The 17,674-nt window shown below is 54.6% G+C and carries 21 protein-coding genes and 1 pseudogene; 11 read left to right on the top strand and 11 right to left on the bottom strand.

Annotated features, from left to right (window positions below; genetic code table 11):
• Window positions 1-156: 156 nt before the first annotated feature.
• Entirely contained in the window at window positions 157-477 is a 321-nt protein-coding gene (locus tag HSS18214_RS0109645) for a hypothetical protein (RefSeq protein WP_016915093.1), read from the bottom strand.
• A gap of 329 nt (window positions 478-806) precedes the next feature.
• On the opposite strand from HSS18214_RS0109645, the gene fliD (HSS18214_RS0109640) reads away from it, so the two are divergent.
• The 4 genes from fliD (HSS18214_RS0109640) to HSS18214_RS19065 all read left to right on the top strand — a co-directional run bounded on the left by fliD (HSS18214_RS0109640) (window position 807) and on the right by HSS18214_RS19065 (window position 6,590).
• Window positions 807-2,147, top strand: coding sequence for a flagellar filament capping protein FliD (gene fliD, locus HSS18214_RS0109640; RefSeq protein WP_016915092.1), 1,341 nt, complete (start codon window positions 807-809; stop codon window positions 2,145-2,147).
• Window positions 2,148-2,377: 230 nt separating this feature from the next.
• Window positions 2,378-3,781, top strand: coding sequence for a flagellar filament capping protein FliD (fliD, locus tag HSS18214_RS0109635; RefSeq protein ID WP_016915091.1), 1,404 nt, complete (start codon window positions 2,378-2,380; stop codon window positions 3,779-3,781).
• Window positions 3,782-4,157: 376 nt separating this feature from the next.
• The gene (locus HSS18214_RS19515; protein ID WP_016915090.1) at window positions 4,158-6,218 is read left to right on the top strand and encodes a flagellin N-terminal helical domain-containing protein; all 2,061 of its coding nucleotides are present in this window, start codon (window positions 4,158-4,160) and stop codon (window positions 6,216-6,218) included.
• Between the two features lie 69 nt (window positions 6,219-6,287).
• Complete coding sequence (locus tag HSS18214_RS19065) at window positions 6,288-6,590, top strand: hypothetical protein (protein ID WP_156808503.1); 303 nt, start codon at window positions 6,288-6,290, stop codon at window positions 6,588-6,590.
• Window positions 6,591-6,727: 137 nt separating this feature from the next.
• Here the strand turns inward: HSS18214_RS19065 and HSS18214_RS18025 are convergent, their stop codons facing one another.
• From HSS18214_RS18025 to HSS18214_RS18020, 6 genes and pseudogenes are all read right to left on the bottom strand, one after another.
• Window positions 6,728-7,354, bottom strand: coding sequence for an ISL3 family transposase (locus tag HSS18214_RS18025; RefSeq protein ID WP_016915089.1), 627 nt, complete (start codon window positions 7,352-7,354; stop codon window positions 6,728-6,730).
• A gap of 17 nt (window positions 7,355-7,371) precedes the next feature.
• Entirely contained in the window at window positions 7,372-7,641 is a 270-nt protein-coding gene (locus HSS18214_RS0109620) for a hypothetical protein (RefSeq protein ID WP_011783506.1), read from the bottom strand.
• Window positions 7,631-9,286 (bottom strand): IS66 family transposase, encoded by a 1,656-nt coding sequence (gene tnpC / locus HSS18214_RS0109615; RefSeq protein WP_193365618.1) that lies wholly within the window; start codon window positions 9,284-9,286, stop codon window positions 7,631-7,633. Before tnpC ends, HSS18214_RS0109620 begins: the two co-directional genes overlap by 11 nt.
• 28 nt (window positions 9,287-9,314) lie before the next feature.
• Entirely contained in the window at window positions 9,315-9,659 is a 345-nt protein-coding gene (gene tnpB / locus HSS18214_RS0109610; protein ID WP_016915087.1) for an IS66 family insertion sequence element accessory protein TnpB, read from the bottom strand.
• Window positions 9,656-9,943 (bottom strand): IS66 family insertion sequence element accessory protein TnpA, encoded by a 288-nt coding sequence (gene tnpA / locus HSS18214_RS0109605; RefSeq protein ID WP_016915086.1) that lies wholly within the window; start codon window positions 9,941-9,943, stop codon window positions 9,656-9,658. The genes tnpB and tnpA overlap by 4 nt, the downstream gene beginning before the upstream one ends.
• 83 nt (window positions 9,944-10,026) lie before the next feature.
• Window positions 10,027-10,677, bottom strand: a pseudogene (locus tag HSS18214_RS18020) (ISL3 family transposase); the annotation flags it as partial.
• Between the two features lie 514 nt (window positions 10,678-11,191).
• Here HSS18214_RS18020 and HSS18214_RS0109595 point away from each other — a divergent pair.
• From HSS18214_RS0109595 to HSS18214_RS0109575, 4 genes are all read left to right on the top strand, one after another.
• A complete protein-coding gene (locus tag HSS18214_RS0109595; RefSeq protein ID WP_016915084.1) occupies window positions 11,192-11,554 on the top strand; it encodes a hypothetical protein in 363 nt (120 codons plus the stop codon).
• Window positions 11,551-11,742 carry a hypothetical protein gene (locus tag HSS18214_RS0109590; RefSeq protein ID WP_016915083.1) on the top strand — a complete coding sequence of 64 codons (192 nt, stop codon included), beginning with the start codon at window positions 11,551-11,553 and terminating at the stop codon, window positions 11,740-11,742. The genes HSS18214_RS0109595 and HSS18214_RS0109590 overlap by 4 nt, the downstream gene beginning before the upstream one ends.
• A 400-nt stretch (window positions 11,743-12,142) precedes the next feature.
• Window positions 12,143-12,436 carry a hypothetical protein gene (locus HSS18214_RS0109580; protein ID WP_016915081.1) on the top strand — a complete coding sequence of 98 codons (294 nt, stop codon included), beginning with the start codon at window positions 12,143-12,145 and terminating at the stop codon, window positions 12,434-12,436.
• 96 nt (window positions 12,437-12,532) lie between these two features.
• Window positions 12,533-12,727, top strand: a complete 195-nt coding sequence (locus HSS18214_RS0109575; RefSeq protein ID WP_016915080.1) for a hypothetical protein — start codon at window positions 12,533-12,535, stop codon at window positions 12,725-12,727.
• On the opposite strand, the gene HSS18214_RS0109570 is transcribed toward HSS18214_RS0109575, so the two are convergent.
• From HSS18214_RS0109570 to HSS18214_RS0109555, 4 genes are all read right to left on the bottom strand, one after another.
• Entirely contained in the window at window positions 12,714-13,067 is a 354-nt protein-coding gene (locus tag HSS18214_RS0109570; protein ID WP_016915079.1) for an HVO_A0114 family putative DNA-binding protein, read from the bottom strand. The genes HSS18214_RS0109575 and HSS18214_RS0109570 overlap by 14 nt on opposite strands.
• On the bottom strand, window positions 13,064-13,414 hold the full coding sequence (locus HSS18214_RS0109565; RefSeq protein ID WP_016915078.1) for a toxin-antitoxin system TumE family protein: 351 nt from the start codon (window positions 13,412-13,414) through the stop codon (window positions 13,064-13,066). Before HSS18214_RS0109565 ends, HSS18214_RS0109570 begins: the two co-directional genes overlap by 4 nt.
• A gap of 609 nt (window positions 13,415-14,023) precedes the next feature.
• Entirely contained in the window at window positions 14,024-14,242 is a 219-nt protein-coding gene (locus tag HSS18214_RS0109560; RefSeq protein WP_016915077.1) for an RpnC/YadD family protein, read from the bottom strand.
• A 70-nt stretch (window positions 14,243-14,312) separates the two neighbouring features.
• Window positions 14,313-15,293 (bottom strand): Rpn family recombination-promoting nuclease/putative transposase, encoded by a 981-nt coding sequence (locus HSS18214_RS0109555; protein ID WP_016915076.1) that lies wholly within the window; start codon window positions 15,291-15,293, stop codon window positions 14,313-14,315.
• Window positions 15,294-15,562: 269 nt separating this feature from the next.
• On the opposite strand from HSS18214_RS0109555, the gene HSS18214_RS0109550 reads away from it, so the two are divergent.
• The 3 genes from HSS18214_RS0109550 to HSS18214_RS0109540 all read left to right on the top strand — a co-directional run bounded on the left by HSS18214_RS0109550 (window position 15,563) and on the right by HSS18214_RS0109540 (window position 17,587).
• Window positions 15,563-16,906 carry a UDP-glucose dehydrogenase family protein gene (locus HSS18214_RS0109550; protein ID WP_016915075.1) on the top strand — a complete coding sequence of 448 codons (1,344 nt, stop codon included), beginning with the start codon at window positions 15,563-15,565 and terminating at the stop codon, window positions 16,904-16,906.
• Window positions 16,907-17,017: 111 nt separating this feature from the next.
• Window positions 17,018-17,371 carry a hypothetical protein gene (locus HSS18214_RS0109545; protein ID WP_016915074.1) on the top strand — a complete coding sequence of 118 codons (354 nt, stop codon included), beginning with the start codon at window positions 17,018-17,020 and terminating at the stop codon, window positions 17,369-17,371.
• Between the two features lie 6 nt (window positions 17,372-17,377).
• A complete protein-coding gene (locus HSS18214_RS0109540; RefSeq protein ID WP_016915073.1) occupies window positions 17,378-17,587 on the top strand; it encodes a hypothetical protein in 210 nt (69 codons plus the stop codon).
• The last annotated feature ends 87 nt before the right edge of the window (window positions 17,588-17,674 follow it).

Raw genomic sequence — 17,674 nt, 5'->3', positions numbered from 1 at the left:
TTTAGCCTGCCTGTGGGAGGCCAATTCATTGGGCGACTGCTTGGGCAAGCACCGGTGCCGCCATCATCGCGGGCTAAAGCCCCCCTCCCGCCGGGTCATTGCCCAACTCACTTGTGGGAGGCCAATTGATTCACGCCAGAATGCGATGAACCTTTTTTATGCGCAGTCGGCGGCGCCTTGGCCAAACATATCGAACATCAGCTCGCGGCCCATGCCCGTCAACACCCAGCGGCCATAGCTGTTGTAGGTGGCGGCACCGCTCTCTTCCAACACCTGCTGGCACATGGCCCAGCCAGTTTGCTGCTGGCGCAGCGTGTTCAGCTCATGGCGGGACAATCCGCGTTGCGACAAGGTGATGGTTTCAAGGACGTGGCCGCTTTCGTAAAGCAGCTCGGCAGCGCGGGAAAGGCAGTGGCGCAGGCTGCGTTGCAAATGAAAGGCAGCGCTGGAGGCCTGAGATAACGCTTCTGCGGGCATGGATGACTCCTGCAATCGCACGGAAAAAGGATGTGCTGCGGTGCATTATAAATGAGCCGAGATGTTAGACCAAGGTCTATGTTGAGCCATGAGGGGCGCGCAGGGTGGTTGCCACATGTCTGCAACGTAAAGCCCGTAGATTTCACTTGTGAGCCGCTGAAATTCGCCTTTGCCAACACAATGCGCTCGGCAAGAAAATAATGAAAAATTGGATGAACCCTAAAGACTGGGGTTAAATGGCCGAAGGTTATTAGTAATACAGCACACTGTTAAACGATTCATTGGCGTCGGAGCACATAGCGAGGCGTATAAACAAAGGACATTAGCGTATGGCTTCCATTTCATCATTGGGTATCGGTTCAGGGCTTGATCTCAACGGCTTGCTAGACCAACTGCAAGAAGCCGAGCGGGGCAAGCTGGCGCCCATCGAGCGGCAACTGGAAACCCAGCAGACCAAAATCTCCGCCTACGGCCAGCTGCAAAGCGCCATGTCTCAGTTTCAAACGTCGGCGGCGGCGCTCAACGACAGCGCCCTGTACGAAAGCCTGTCAACCAACGTTGGTGGCAGCGCCATTACGGCCGCCGCTGATGGCGAAGCCCAGCCCGGTGCTTATAACGTTACCGTTGACCGGCTCGCGACCGCAGGCACGCTGGCCACCACCTCCGTGCCGGATGCCACGGTAGCCCTGACCGCAGAAGACACCTCTCTGACTCTGACCTTCGCCGGCCAGGACGATGTCGACGTGGCTATCAGCGCCAATAGCACGCTGGAAGGCGTGCGCGATGCCATCAATGCCCAGCAAGACAGCGGCGTCTCCGCGTCGATTATTTTCGACGGTGAAGAGTACCGCCTGGCGTTAAGTTCTACCCAAACAGGGGCCGCAGCTTCCATTGAAGGTGTGACCTTTGGCACCGCCTTCGGCAGTGAGCTGGCGACCGATGTGGTACAAGCTGGGCAAAATGCCCTGCTCAATGTCAACGGCGTTGAGATCACCAGCCCCACTAATCAAGTGGAAGGCGCCATTCAAGGGGTCACGCTCAACCTGCAAGAAGAAGGCACCAGCACCGTGGCCGTAGAACAAGACACCCGCGCCGTTCGAGAGGCAATCACCAGCTTCGTAGACGCCTACAACGACCTGAAAGGAACCATTGGTGAACTCGGCTTTAATGCCGAAACGGGCGTTGCTGGCGAATTGACCGGCGATAGCGCCATGCGCACAGTCGAATCGCGCTTACGCAGCGTGTTAAGTGGTGGTATGGAAGGCGAGCTTTCCATGTTGAGCGATATTGGCATTACCCTTCAGCGCGATGGCACTTTGGCCGTCGATAGCGACAAGTTAGATGATGCCATTGCCAACAACCAGGAGGCGCTTTCCACCTTCTTTGCAGGCGACGCCAGCGACGCGGGCATGGCCGGTCAAATCAACCAGACGCTAACGCAGCTGTTGGGCACCAATGGCGCGGTCTCGGGGGCCATCAGCGGGGCTGAAAACCGCGTAGAATCCCTGGGCGAACGCTATGTGCGCATGGAACAGTCAATCGAGCAAACCATTGCCCGATACCGCACCCAGTTTGGCCAATTGGATGGCATGATTGCCCAAATGAACCAGACCAGCGATTACCTGACCCAGCAGTTCGATGCGTTGGATGCCCAGCTGGGCCGCCGCTAAGCGCTCTCCCGCCTTACCTTACGCCTGCTGGAAACAGCAGGCGTTTTTGTGACTGGCATACTTTATGACGTGCAGGCAAAGCTTAAAAAAACACTCACCCCATTCAAGTTTTCCGCTGATGCGCCGATAATGACTTTACCTTTGATCGCTCTGCTTAACCCCCCTCAGGAGCGACGACACAAGCGCGTCATCGCGCATGGGTTTAGCCTTTTGCACCGAGGAACGACGGTATGGCGACAATAACCTCTCTAGGCGTTGGCTCCGGCCTGGATCTCACCGGTTTATTAGATCAGCTTCAAGAAGCGGAGCGGGGCAAACTCGTGCCCATTACCCGCCAAAAAGAGCAGCAGCAGGCCAAAATTTCGGCTTTCGGCCAGCTGCAAACGTCGCTGAACGGTTTTCAGGATGCGCTGGCTAAAATCAACGACCCCAAGCTCTACCAAAGCCTTTCCGCCAACGTGCGGGGCGATGCCATTAAAGCCACCACCACCGCCAGCGCGCTGCCCGGCAGCTACCGGGTAGAGGTGTCGCAGTTGGCCACCTCTGGCACCTTGGCATCTAACCGCATCACGGGTGAAAAAAACGCCGCGCTAGACCTGCAAGGCGCCACGGCCATACGGCTCAATTTTGGCGGCGCGGATTCGGTCGATATTGCCATTGCCCCCAACAGCAGCCTGGAAGCCATTCGTAACGCCATTAACGCCCACAAGGATGCCGGTGTTAACGCCACCATCATCAACGATGGGGAAGGCTACCGCCTGGCGCTCAGCTCCAAGGCTACAGGTGCGGATGCTTCGATTGAAGGCTTCAGCTTTGTAGATACCAGCCAGGACCCTGCGGCAACGGTAGCAGGGCCCTTTAGCGAAGATGCCGACACCAAGCGTTCTGGCGAAAATGCCGCGCTCACGGTCAATGGCATTGCCATCAGCAGTGCCAAAAACCAGATTGAAGGGGCCATTCAAGGGGTTACGCTCAACCTGGCCGAGTTGAGTATTGCCGAAGGCGAAACGGCCACCAGTACCATTACCGTCGAGCGCGACACCCTCAAGCAGCGCGAAGCCATCAACGACTTCGTGAAAGCGTTCAACGACCTGAAAGGCACCATTGCCAAACTCACCAGCTTTACCGGCGACAGCGAAACCGCAGGCGAACTGGTCGGCGACAGTACCGTGCGCACCATTGAAAGCCGCTTACGCAGCGTGTTGACCGGTGGCGTGGAAGGTGGCGAGCTAGGCACCCTGAACCAGCTAGGCATTACCCTGCAGCGCGACGGTAAGCTGGCAGTGGATGACGACAAGCTATCCGACCTGGTAGCCAATAACCCACAGGCGCTGAGCGACTTCTTCGCGGGTGATAAAAAAGAGAACGGTCTGGCTGGCAAGCTTTCCACGACAATCGACCAAATGCTAAGCAACAATGGCGTGGTCAAGCTGGCCATTAGCGGCGCAGAAAACCGTATTAAAAGCCTGGGCGAGCGCTTCGAGCGCATGGAAAAATCCATTGAGGGCACCATTGCCCGCTACCGCACCCAGTTCAGCCAGCTAGACGCCATGATCGCCCAGATGAACAGCATGAGCAGCTACCTCACCCAACAGTTCGACGCCCTGGACTACCAGCTAGGTCGCAAGCGCTAACCCATCCCAATACACGCCCAGCCCCCCTTTTTTGGGGGCGTTTCACATCTGGAGCGCACACTGCCAGCCTGAAGGCCAGCAACTGTGGGAGGCGGCTTCAGCCCGCGACCGAATTACGCGCCAGGCGCCCCAACCAAACCAAGAGACAGCGAACCCGGCATGAACCAACCTGAGAGCCACCGTGGGAGGCGGCTTCAGCCCGCGACCGATTTACCCCCACCCCCAAATAGCCCCACTCCTTCAGTTACCAAAAATTACACAAATCTTTGCCCTTCTTCCTAAAGAATCTTCCCCCCTTGCCGTTAATTAATACAACGGCGCTTCATGTCGCCGAACAGCGGGCCTTCCGGCCAGTTCACACGCAAGGAGAATCACCATGTCAGTGATCAATACCAACATCACTTCGATGATCGGCCAGCAGAACCTGCAAAAGAGCCAAAACGCGCTGCAAACCAGCATGGAGCGCTTGAGCTCTGGCCTGCGTATCAACAGCGCCAAGGATGATGCGGCCGGTCAGGCCATCGCCAACCGCATGTCTTCCCAGATCACCGGTCTGGCCCAGGCTCAGCGTAACGCCAACGACGGTATTTCCGTTGCCCAGACTGCTGAAGGCGCCCTGAACCAGATCAACGATAACCTCCAGCGTGTCCGTGAGCTGGCCGTTCAGGCCGAAAACGGCACCAACTCTGCAGAAGACCGCCAGTCGATCCAGAACGAAATCGATCAGCGCCTGAATGAGATCAACCGCATCTCCGAAGAGACCAACTTCAACGGCACCAAGGTGCTGCAGTCTGACGGCGATATGCGGATTCAGGTAGGTGCCAACGACGGTGAAGTGATTTCCGTTGGCCTGAAAGAAATTAATGTCAAGACACTGGGTCTGGAAGGCTTCAATGTAACCGGTAAGGGCGAAGTCGCCAATACTGCCGCGTCTCTGGATAGCTTGACACTGGCTGGTGCTGAGCGTGTTGGTACTACCAATGAATATGAGCTGAAGACTGATAACAATCTCGCGTCTGCAGCCAATGTGCTGGCCAGCGTGACGACTGAAGGCAGCGCTATTACAGTTGGCGATGCGACTTACACCGTCAACGCGGAGGGGAATTTCGAGCAGAGCCAAACCTTTGCACTGGGTAGTGGCGCCGATGCCATTGCTGCAGCGATGACCCCTGCAACTGCTGGTGAAACGGTCGAAGCCGATGTGGAAATTGGTGGCGAAACTACTCGCATTGCCATTGCCTCAGACGGTAAGATTACCAGCGCTTCAAGTGGCAATACACTCTATCTCGACTCCACCGGCAACCTGACCGAGAATGCTGCCGGTAGCCCGCCTGCCGCTACCATCGATAACCTGTCTCAATCACTGGCCACTCAAGCTGGCTCAACCATTGAGTTTGCTAACAACACCAAGTTTGAAACTGGTGGTATTGCTCCGGCTGCAACTGCAATCACTGATGGGGATATTGCACTTGATGCAGCGACTCTCACAGCAAATTTAAGCTCTGCTGCGCAGAGTGATACCGCAGGTGAACGTGCCGAACTCTCTGTAACTATCGATGGCGTAGAGACCACAGTTTTCGTTGGCAGTGGCGGTGACCTTTTTGCTAACAATACAGATACCGGCAGGTTCCAGATCGGTGGGTCTGATGCAACTGCCTCTGACCTGGCTGGTCTGGTAGCATCAGGTGGAGCCTCTGTTACTATTGAGGCTGCTGGTGGCACAGGTGATGCCACTAACGTTGGTAATACCTATAGCGCCAACTACGAAGTCAGCCTGTCTGGTCAGGAAGTAACAGCTGCTTCTATCAATGATGCTCTGAAGGGTGCGGCTGATGGCACTTACAGCATCGCAGTCAATGTTGAAAATGAAGATGGCGATGCTGTGCTTGGCACTCAAACCATCAATTTCACAGTTTCTGGTGGTGCGGTGACCGGGGCTGAATTTGGTGCATTTGCCGTTGATACAGGTACTGCTGACGATGCGCTTGGTGCATCAGGCGGTGCGGTTCGCCTTAGCGCTGACGATGGTAGCCTGACCTCAGAACTAACCACCGACGTTAGCTACTTCGCTCAAGCGAATGGCAACATTACCAACGACTCCGGCCAGCGCATCTTCCAAGATGCCGATGGTAACTTCACCACTGATGAGACTACTGCCGCTGAGCGCTCGACGCTGGGTGAGCTGGACAACGCTCTGTCAGAAGTTGACGCCCTGCGTTCCGACCTCGGTGCCATCCAGAACCGTCTGGAATCCGCTATCGAGAACCTGGGCACCACCCAGACCAACCTCTCCGCCGCCCGTTCGCGCATCGAGGACGCAGATTATGCCGTCGAAGTCGCCAACATGACCCGCGCGCAGATCCTGCAGCAGGCCGGCACTTCCGTACTGGCACAGGCTAACCAGATTCCGCAGAACGTGCTTTCTCTGCTGGGTTAATGGGTTAGGTAAGTTAGTGGTAAATGAAGGGCCGACTTTGTCGGCCCTTTTATTTTAAGGAAAGTGCTTATGGCAATCTCAAATTTGGCAAAATATTTAGAATCTGAGTTCGACTTTTATAGTTTGGTTGAATATGAGGAGACTAACGAGCTTCATCTTTACAAAGCTAAAAAAGATTCTAGCGGTGAGTGTTTTCTAGCGCGTGCAAAAACTACACCATTGTGCGGTGATGAAAGCGTAAAGCCAAGCTCGGTGCATGTCTTTGATTGTAAAACAAAAGAAGATGCGAGAGTAGAGTGTGCAAGGCGAGCGAATAGGGGTAAGGAGATTTGTGGGAAATGTGTGGGAGGTTTGTATAAAACATATAGATAGCTGTGTTGTGTATTAAAGTTTTTTGGGAGGGTATGTGGATAAATCTAAATTAAAAGAATTTAAAAAAATTCAAAAAATTGTCAATGAAATGAACTTGCTGTTAGATAAGGAGTTAAAAAAATTGGTTCTTCGACGTTTCATGTGGATTTAGCCTGATCGAGCAGGCGCCCTACAGGACTGCCAATCAGATAGATCATGGCGATGAAGTTGGCCTCATTCCTGTAGCCGCGTGCGCGTGAACGGGCGGCTTGGAACAGGCCGTTCATTCCTTCCAGTCGTGCGTTGGTCAGGCCAGATATCCAACGCCTGACCACTGCTTCAGCATGTCGCTCCAGCGTTGCCAGGGCCTTCGTCATCGGTTTGAGTAGCGGCCTTCCGGTGACCGCTTCGCGCATGACATTGAGGTAGTTCGTGATGCGCCACCGGGCCGCTCGCGGCGTTGGAGCTTTCTGAATCCAGCGCAGCTTTTCCTTGATCACCCAGGCATCGGCAGTGGCGCTCTGATTGGCAACCAGCTCTTGTAGAGCCGTTAGCTGTCCAGAGGTCAGATTGCCGTTATCCAGACTCTTCAACACGGCCCATCGCAGTCCCTTGGGGTGCCCGTTCTCATGGCGCTCCTTCTTACGTACATCATCCAGCGCCTTGGTGAAGGTTTGCACAATATGGAACCAATCAACGGTTACTTCAGCCTTTGGGAGGTGCTCTCCTATGCCACTGAGAAAGGCCTGTGACATATCGCAGACCACCTCGACGTAAGCGTTCATTCCACGACGTAGTTGACCTACTTCACGTCACGCAGAGGCCTTAATAACTCCGGCGAGACCTTGTACTGTTTGGTGCCGTCCTCGGCCAGAACAATCACACTCTTGCGGTTGATCTTGGTGACGATCCCCAGCACCGGGCCTTCCCGGCCCTCGAAGGTTACTTTCAGGCCCACCCGCAACTGACTCAGTGCCTGCAGATTTTCCTGATCCCTCAGTTCGTCGATGCGCCGGCAGACGTATTGATTCAATTCCAGCAACTGGTCGATGCTCATGTCCTCAATGCGCACGGACGGTAGCCTCCGGCTGTTTGCTCTGTCGATCAGGATGGCGTGGGTCGATCAGCGCCCGTAATGGGTTGTCGGCAAACCGGGTTTTCCAGAGACGAGGCGTCAGGTCGCTGACGTCACTGGCCGGGTGCTGGCTGATGCGTTGCAGCACGTCCACCAGGTAGGTGTAGGGGGTAATATCGTGCAGCTTGCAGGTGCTGATCAGGCTCTGGATGATGCCCAGGTGTTCCGCGCCCAGTTCGGTCCAGCAGAACATCCAGTTTTTCTTGCCCATGGGGATGGGCCGTAGGGCCCGTTCCAGGTGATTGGTATCGGGTTGTACGCCCGGATCTTCCAGGAACACCGTCAGGCTCGTTTCCCGGCCGAGCACGTAATTCAGGGCTTTGGTTAACGGTTCACTGGGTAACAGGCCGCCTTGCCCCAACTGATCCCGGCACCATTGGAAGAAGCCGCTGACGACCGGCTTCGCATGGTCCAGCCGGTATTGACGCTTCTTCTCGCCGGTGAGCTCCTTTTCCTTAATGGTATCTTCAATCTGGTACAGCTTCGCGATCTGTTGCAGGGCTTCGGTGGCCTTCTCAGGATGATCCTTTTGGGCCTCAACGAAGCAACGGCGACTATGCACCCAGCATTGAGCATGAGTAATGCCTTTCTGGGCCGCGGCATAGCGGGCATATGCGGCATAACCATCGCTGATCAGAGTGCCACTGAATTGGTCGTTCAGAACCTGCTCGATGTGCAGTCGGCCCCGACTGTTCGAGTAGGTAAACACCACTTCGTCGTCATCACCGTATAGGGGCCAGAACCAGCCTGTTTTCATCTTGCCTTTCTGCGGGCCTGCCCGGCCCTGGTGGCCCGCTTTGATGGGTGTTTCGTCCATGGCCAGCACCCGGCTGCGCAGCACGTTGTCGGTCTGGGCGTCCACAATGGGCCGAAGCAGGTCGATGGCCCGCTTCACCAGGTTCGTCAGGGTGCTGCGGCTGAGGGTAATACCCGCTTGTTGAATGCGCTGGTGCTGGCGATACAGCGGCAGGTGGAACTGGAACTTGTCCACCAGCAACCCGGCCAGCAGGCTGACATCGGCCAGGCTGTTGTCCAGCACGTTGAACGGGGCTGGTGTTGTCACAGGTTTTTGATCCGTGCCCTTACGACGGAACACCGGGCGTTCGCATTTGAGCACCACATAGCTGGAGGCCCGCTGGGCCAGACGGTAGGTGGTTTTGGTGCCGATGATGTCGTATTGGTCGGCGTCCGGCCCGGTCAGCTCCGGCGGCAGTTGCTCGATCACTTCCACCGGTACATCCGCCGTAAAGCGCAGGCCGGTGTCGTTCAGGCAGTCGTCATCGCGCTGCTTTTTGCCGGTGCCGCGCTGGTAGGCCTTGATGGTGCGCTTTTCTTCCTCGGCAGGCTGTTCCGGTAGCGGTGCGTCATCCGGTTGGAACAGGTTGTCCTGTTCCGGAATATCGTAAACCTGTTTCTCGGATTTGGGGCCGAACAGCTGCTTCTTGAACCAGTCTAACTGGTGTTTCAACTGCCGAATGGATTCCGCCTGGGCCTCCAACTGCTCGCGCTGCAACGCATTTTCCTCGGCCAGGGCCGAGTAGGAAGGTGCATTGGGTTGGGGGTCGGAAGCCGTTGAATTCATGGCCGACATTATACCGGAAGTCCGTCTTCTATACCCCTCGAAAACGCTTGAATTGGCGGTATTTCTGCACCTCGATGCCATCGATCAGTAGTTGCAGATCCGTCAGGGTCAGGGCTCGCTGACCGGAGGCGGATAACGGCACCCGGAACTGCCCCTGCTCCAGGCGCTTGGCCCACAGGCAATAACCGGTAGCGGTAAAATACAGCATCTTCATCTGGGTCTTGCGACGATTGACGAAGACGAAATACTGGCCACTGAGTGGGTCGTGCTTCAACTGATTCCGGACCAGGGCGCTCAGGCCCCGGAACGATTTGCGCATATCCGTGGGCTCGGTGCACAGCCAGATGCGCGCCTGACTATCGAGCCCGATCATCCGTTCTGGCTCAGCCGCAATTCGACGCCGTTGCCGAGGCTGAGCACAATGTTCCAGCCTGGGCCGGACTGCGCTGCACCCATCAGAGAGGACAGGTCCAGAAAACCGGCTTCGCCGGAATCCGCTGAGTCACCGGCCGCCTGATCGGACAGGCGCTTGCGCCAGTTGCAGAAACTGGCGTAGCCGATGTTCTCTTGTTTGCAGAACTTCGAAGCTGACAGACCACTGTCTCGCTGCTGATTGACCAGGGCCTGCCACTGTTCGGGTGTGCGGTGCTTTCTCATGGGGGTAACCTCGCTTGGAAACTGTGAGGTTACTTTAGGGCGAATTTTAGCGGGGTGGCAGAACGTCGTGGAATGAACGCTTACACCTCGACTACGTTGTCTGGATCGCCACCATGTGTCGCCAGGAAAGCGCTGAAGGCGGCGATGGCGGCCTTGCCGTGCCCGGGCACAGCGAAGAGTACCGGCTCCTGCTTGCGCTGCATGTCGAGGAACACGGTGACGTAGCGATGGCCGCGTCGGGATGCGGTCTCGTCGACTCCGACGGCGGCCACGTTGCTCAGATCCATCTCCCCCAGCATGCGGCCTACGTAGTGATGCACGATGCGCCATAGGCGCTTATCAGTTATTTCCAACTGCCGCGATACAGCCAGTACAGGCATCTCCTTAACCAATGACATGGCTGCTTGTTCGAACAGCAGGGTGAAGTCACTGCCCGGTCGTGCCCAGGGCACCTCGATACGCTTGACGCCATGCTCGGGGCACTTGGTGCGAGGCACGCGGGCATGCAAATGGCAGTGGTGCTGGAAGAAGTTCAGGTGCCGCCAGGTCTTATCGGCGAAGTCGTGAGCTGGGCAGGCCTTGCCGCAATCCGGACAGGGATAGAGGCTGCCACGCTCGGCCTCAACAAAGAGCTCTAACCGGTGGGGCGATACCGACGTATCCAGGTACTGGTCCTTGAGAATCCAAGGCGCTTGCAGACCTAGGCCGAGAGTCAGAATCTGGGTGCCGTCCATTCCATGCCTCCTGTCGTCGTGGAGGCATTATGGTGAACCAAGACTGGGGCCTGATTCCACACCTAACGACGAAGAGCCAAAAAATTAGAGAGTGGGAAGTGCGAAAGTGACGAGAAAACTCAAGAAATAGTCAGGTTGATCGATAATGCTATTTCTAAGCAGCTTGAGATATTGGGTTATGTGAAAAACGAGAAGCCGAGTTGACGCTTTTGTTTTTTTTTTCTATAGGATTATGCATTAAGTTGCTTTTTTGTTAGTGTATGATCAGTAATGTTATTCGGTGTGCAGGTCGTGCATGCCTCTAATCGAGGTATGCAATGGTTAAGCAAAGTCCCATCTCTTTAATAAGGTAGTAGAAATGGTTAGGGGGCGGCAGCCACTGAGTTACTTCCACCCCGCCGAAAAACTCGATCCTCTTTTTGTGGAGTGGGGGGTAGTGGAATGATAGCCGTTCTCGCTATTGGTGTGCCAAAAGCGATAAAAAATAGAAAATTCAGCAAAGCCAGGAATGAATGTGACTCAAGCAAGCACCACCATCTCAGCCCGAGAGGTCGTCAACGACCTCGTCCCCAAGCTCAACGCCGTTGAAAAGCAGATCAAGCTAACGATCAGCGCCGTTGTGGAAGCCAGCGGCACAGCGCCCGAGAAAAAAGAGCGCTATGCCAAGCTGAAGGCAGAGTTCCAGCTGGAACTCACCATGATCCGTATGAACCTGGAGCATTTGCTAAAACGCTACCGTAACGAGCTGGAAGCAGCGATGAACGACCCGCGTAAAGATATGCTGCTCACCCTGGATGCTTACGAAGCCACCGCGGTTGAAAACGCTAAACAGCTGTATCGTCGTGTGCAGGCATTACAAACCCAAGAGCCCGCATGACATCGGACGACCACCAGCACGTCATTAATGAGCTACAAAAAGTAATCGATGACACTCAAGCCACGTTAACCCGCTTTGAAGAAACCGGAATGGATGAAGAGATGCCAGCGGATTACGATAATCTGATGACGATTCTGGACGACGCGATAAAACAGCAGCGTGAGCATACTCAAGCACTGCTGTCTTAAAGGGGGTTAGCAGGAGTTTTAAGCAGCGTTGCGTTTATGCAGTAAGTATAAAATTATACATAGAATAATGAAAGGTCCTATTGTTAGCATTGTGGCCAATCCAAGTTGGCTGGTAATTACATATGTTATAATATGGTTTATTAGCTCTTGGATAAGATGTTCTTTAGCGGCTTTAGCAACGAATTTAATTGTTTTCGGCATGATCATAAGTGTTTCTCCTTAATATGATCATGTATTTACCTTTATATATATAACTTGGTGCCATATGTCTGGAAAAATATGCCTTGGCCGACATATAAAATTTAGAATTGCTCTTGATGAAGTAAGTAATGGAAGCACTGTTGACAGTGCATGCGAGAAAGCGGACATCTCTCGATCCAGTTACTTTAGGTATAAAAATATGCTAAAGGATTTTTTTAGTAATTCTGAGGAGGAGCAATCGCTTGAAGAGGTTTTTGAGAGTTTGGAGATAGCTTTAGCTCCTCGTAGCAAAAGGCCAAAAAAGCTAGCTAGGAAAATAGGTCAAGATAAGAGAGATAACATCTTAGAGGAAGCAAGATCAGGAGATCACAGCAGCGGTCTATCTGTAGCAAATTCGCTAAGGGAAAAGGGGATGGCTATCAGCACGAAGAAAGTTATAAGCGTCTTGAGAGAGGAGGGTGTTTATAGCGATTTGAAAAAAGGTACGCTGTAGGTTTTCGGTCGTTTTCTTGTAAGCGCTCCACCAACCCCATCTTCTACAGCTGAGTAGCACGCGTCAGACTAGTGACCCGATTCCAAGGAGGACACCATGACCGACCTGACCTCGACACAGGCCTTCTGGCTGGGCCATTTGTTCCATGCCTCATCCCGGCAGCTGGCGTTAAGTGAATATGCGGTGGAGCAAAGACTGGTAAGCCGCGTCGCCGTATACCCGCTTATCAGTAGGCGCTCCACTAACCTTGCAGTTACCGGTTACCGGCAGGCACATCTTACATTAGCGTGACTTCAAACCTGTCAGCCGTCACAACAGGCGTTTTAGCATGCCGAGGACCTTCTTTGATTTCTACCAAGCCATAGTCACCCATCTTTTTAATGGTGCGGCTCAGGCTCTCTTTGCGACGCCCTGTGATTTCAGCAAGCTCTCCCAAGGATTGTGGCTTGCATTGGCGAATCGTTTTAAGTAGCTCAAGGTTTTTTGTATTCAACAGACGAGACATGGACTCGACGCTATCGAACCATATCTTGGGCTCTTCAGCAGTAGGTTGATAGAGGCCTTTGGCAATCGAGATGGTGCGCTGGCGGAATTCATCACGGTTCATGATACCAATTTTGACTGTGGTCATATTCCTTCCTCTCGAAGTATTTCATCGACCTGTTTCCAAAAATCTTCGATTAACTGAGCGGCAGAATCAAAGAAGTAATCACTAACGACGCTACGGTAGTGGCGGTGATCCCATTCATCGCGTCGCCCCGCAAATTTTCTGCGTTTAATGTTTGGCCCATGGGCGTTGTCATATCCAAGTAGCCGTGTTCCGCTTTTATGGTGCAGCGTCAGGCTGTATTTGATTCCATGGGGAATATTGGGTGTTGGGATGACTCGCCGTACTTCAAATTTGACCCAAAAATCACCGTGAATACCGTACTGAATATCGTTTAGGGCTAATAAAGTATCTAACCCTGGATCCTCCATAAACACGCTCCTTTATCATGACTATTAATATAGAGGGGTTGATTTCAGGTGTCAATTGCTGGGTTGTAGGCTATTGTGCGGAGCATGAGATGGCTTCGTTGTTGCACTCCAACAAACGCTCGCCTTGGGCCCGTTGGCTCTGGGGCGTTGAGTCACTCAACTAACGTTCCAAGCACCGCCAGCATGTCTTGCTCGTCGTGGTTGTGTTCCCACCCCAAAGGATTTCCGCCGCCACGAAGAGGGGCACTTCAGTTGCACATTTGATCCCACCCAGTGATCCACTGACAATCACGCCTCCATCAAGAAGCAGATAGGCCAAGTGTGGTCGGTAGCGCTCAAGCCCCCTGTGGGAGGCCAATTCATTGGGCGACTGCCTGAGCAAGCACGGGTGCCGCCGTCATCGCGGGCTAAAGCCGCCTCCCACCAGGCTATTTCCCAGCGGCCGCTGGTACACTGCAGCCTCAAGCCCAGGGGGGCAGGGCAATCGAGCGACTGCCAGGGCGTTGAGCAGAAAGTCATCGGAAGGAATAAAAAAACAGGCAGAAACGACAAGGGCAGCCCCATTCGGTGGCTGCCCTTTTGTGGGCAAAGGAAGGGTATCGCTCGGGATCAGTGCTTATCTTCCCTGCGTAGCCTGGTAATCTCGTCAACCGCCAACCCGGTTGCTGTGGCTATCTGCTCGTCACTGAGCACGCCCAGCTTCAACAAGTTGCGAGCGGTTTTTTCAATACCCAGCTTCTCGCCTTGTTCAATACCCAGCTTTTCGCCTGCCTGACGACCTCTTTCTTCCCACAGCTCAGGCCACTTTTTAATTCGCTCTGCCAGCATGTCGTGTACCTCATGGCAGCCCCATTCGGTGGCTGCCCTTTTGTGGGCAAAGGAAGGGTATCGCTCGGGATCAGTGCTTATCTTCCTTGCGTAGCCTGGTAATCTCGTCAACCGCCATCCCGGTTGCTGTGGCTATCTGCTCGTCACTGAGCACGCCCAGCTTCAACAAGTTGCGAGCGGTTTTTTCAATACCCAGCTTCTCGCCTTTCTCAATACCCAGCTTTATACCCAGCTTCTCACCTGCCTGACGACCTCTTTCTTCCCACAGCTCAGGCCACTTTTTAATTCGCTCTGCCAGCATGTCGTGTACCTCATGCAAGTTGGTGAAATCACTCACCTCAGGAAATTCAAGCCCTGGGGCTCGGTTGGGCAGGAACACTCGGTAGAACCATACGATGATCGCCCGCCGCAAGCTGGCTTGTTCTGGGCCGTTGAGCCAGTCTGCTAAATGCCCCATGGCGTCTGAAACATCGTTTTCATCGCGATGTTTCTCGATACGAAATATCGCTGCCACGATATTGCGCGTTTCATCCGTCCATCCAGGCGCGTCAACAATAGCGCCTTCATCTATCAGCAAATAGCTAAGGTGGGGGCGATAGCGCTCCAGCCCACCCGGTACTGATTCGACCAGATCCGCGACGTTTTGTGCCGCTGTCCAGCGCTTCTCTCCATTGTAGAGCACAATGGGCAACACAGGTGGCAGCTTGCCGCTCGGGGTAAACGCGTCCTGGCGAATCAGATCCTGGTACAGCAGCCCCAGGTAGCTCATGATCCGCACGGCCATGTGCTTGTCTTCCGATGACTGAAACTCCAGTAGAAGATAAACGTATAGCCAGCGGTCTCGCCACCATATTCGCCAAATCATGTCATCTTCACGGTCGCGCAGTTCATCGGTGATATAGGAGCCGCTGACCTGTTCCATGTGGTTAAAATCCAGCTGCTCGACCCAGGCTTCCTTGACGAAGCCGGTGAGCAAGTCCCGCACCATTTGTTTATGCGAAAACATCAGTTTATAGCTGTGATCGTGACGGTTATGCACCTTGCTGACCATGCGGGCTCCTGTAGCTGGATTGATACTTTACCACAACACCCGCCTTCTCAACCCAGGCCCCCCTGTGGGAGGCCAATTCATTGGGCGACTGCCTGAGCAAGCACGGGTGCCGCCGTCATCGCGGGCTAAAGCCGCCACTCACAGGGCCCTTCCCCAGCTGCCGCCATAGAACCGTCATCCCACTGCCCCAGCCCTGTCATCTGGGCTTTGTAAGGTGCATGTCATCAGTCGGCATAGGCCGTGGGTGATGTTACCGGGAAGGGTTGGGTATGAAGATTTCCGTATTTGGCAGCGGCTACGTAGGCTTGGTCACGGCGGCATGCCTGGCCGATGTGGGCCACCAGGTGCTGTGTGTGGATGTGGATGCCGAGAAGGTAACTCAGCTAATGCGTGGAACCGTACCCATTTACGAGCCGGGGTTGAGCGAGCTGGTGCAGCGCAACCATGAGGCGGGCAGGCTGCGCTTCACCACCGATGCTGAGGTAGCGGTGGCGTTTGGGGTGCTGCAGTTCGTTGCTGTCGGCACCCCGCCGGATGAAGATGGCAGCGCCGATTTGCAGTATGTGCTAGCCGTGGCCAGCACGATTGGCCGCTACATGCACGATGAAAAAGTGGTGGTCACGAAGTCGACCGTCCCGGTAGGTACCGCAGGCCGTGTGCACGAAGCGGTTACTCAGGCATTGGCGCAGCGTGGTGCTAGCATACCGTTTGAGGTGTGCTCCAACCCGGAGTTTTTGAAAGAAGGCTCCGCCATTGAGGATTTCAACCACGCGGCGCGTATTGTGGTAGGCACCGACAGCCAGCGGGTGAGAGTGCTCATGCGCGAGTGCTACGCACCCTACATTCGCCTGCAGGAAAAATTGGTGTTCATGAGTATTCGCTCGGCAGAGCTGACCAAATACGCCGCCAATGCCATGCTGGCCACTAAGATTAGCTTTATGAACGAGATCTCCAACCTGGCCGAGCATTTGGGGGCAGATATTGAAGAGGTGCGTAAAGGCATTGGCTCCGACCCGCGCATTGGCTATCACTTTATTTACCCCGGCTGTGGGTACGGGGGCTCGTGCTTTCCCAAGGATGTGAAAGCCCTGGCCGCCACGGCTGAGCAGGTAGGCTATACCCCGGCACTTTTGAACGCGGTGGAAACGGTGAACCAGCGCCAAAAAGAGGGTATGTTCACCAAACTACAAAAGGCCTTTGATGGCGAGTTGGCAGGTAAAACTATTGCTCTGTGGGGGCTGGCGTTCAAACCTAACACCGATGATATGCGTGAAGCCCCCAGCCGAGCCTTGATGGAGGCGCTATGGCGCGTTGGGGCAAAGGTGCAGGCGTTCGACCCCAAAGCCATGGCGGAGTGCCAGCGGTTATACAGCCAGCAGGCAGCGCTCACGTTAGCCGCCAGCCGCGAAGAGGCGCTGCAAGGCGCCGATGCGCTGGTGATCTGCACCGAATGGAAGGAGTTCCGAGCGGTCGATTTTCACTGGCTGAAAAACATCCTGCGCTACCCCATTGTGGTGGATGGGCGTAACCTATATGCGCCAGAGTTGGTCAAGCAGGCAGGCTTGATCTACTACGCCGTAGGGCGGGGCGCTTCCTTGCAAGTAGCGCATTAGCCCCAAGATGGCGCGGGAATATACCCGCTCTACCAAGGGGTAATTCAGCCTTAGATCAGGCTGAGGGGGTGGTAGGGTAGTGCTTTAATTTTGAGCACCGCTGGGAGTCTTGTGAAACCGCATTCCGCCACCATTTCTGCGCTGTACGTGGTCAATGAACTGATCCCCAAATTAAATGCCGTTGAAAAGCGCGTTGCGCTGACTATGGGGGCCATTGCCACAAGCGAGGCCGTGCCTGCAGATATCGAGCGAATGACTCGGTTACAGGCGGAGTTCCAGCTTGAACTCACCATGATCCGCTTGAACCTGGCACATTTGCTAAAGCGCTATCAGACTGTGCTGGATGCAGCGATGCAGAACCCTGCCAATGACCAGCTATTGACCCTGGATGCTTACGAAGCCACGGCCATTGCCACCGCCAAGCAGTTATATGAGCGGGTGCAGCGGCTGCAGAAAGGGGAGTGATACGTGATGACGGCGGACGAGCACGAGCGAGTGATTCTGGCCCTGGAAGCACTGATACATGATACTCGCCAAACGCTGGCAAACGTTGAAAGGCACGGCCTGGAAGAAGCGCAGCCGAAAGATTACCAGGCATTGTTGGATATTCTGGATACCGCCGTCAAGCAGCAGCGGGCCCATACGCTGGCCATGCTGAAGGTAGAAGAAGGCCTCAATTAGCCACCGCGTTCTGGTGCTGCTCTTTCCTTGAAATAAACGCCTCCCCCCTAGACCAAATGTTAGCTTGCAAACCGCCTCCCCTGAACT

Origin of the sequence: Vreelandella stevensii S18214, assembly GCF_000275725.1 — a bacterium.
Classification (GTDB): Bacteria; Pseudomonadota; Gammaproteobacteria; order Pseudomonadales; family Halomonadaceae; genus Vreelandella; species Vreelandella stevensii.
Note: the sequence above shows the minus strand (reverse complement) of the source record. Positions and strands in the feature narration are given on the sequence as shown.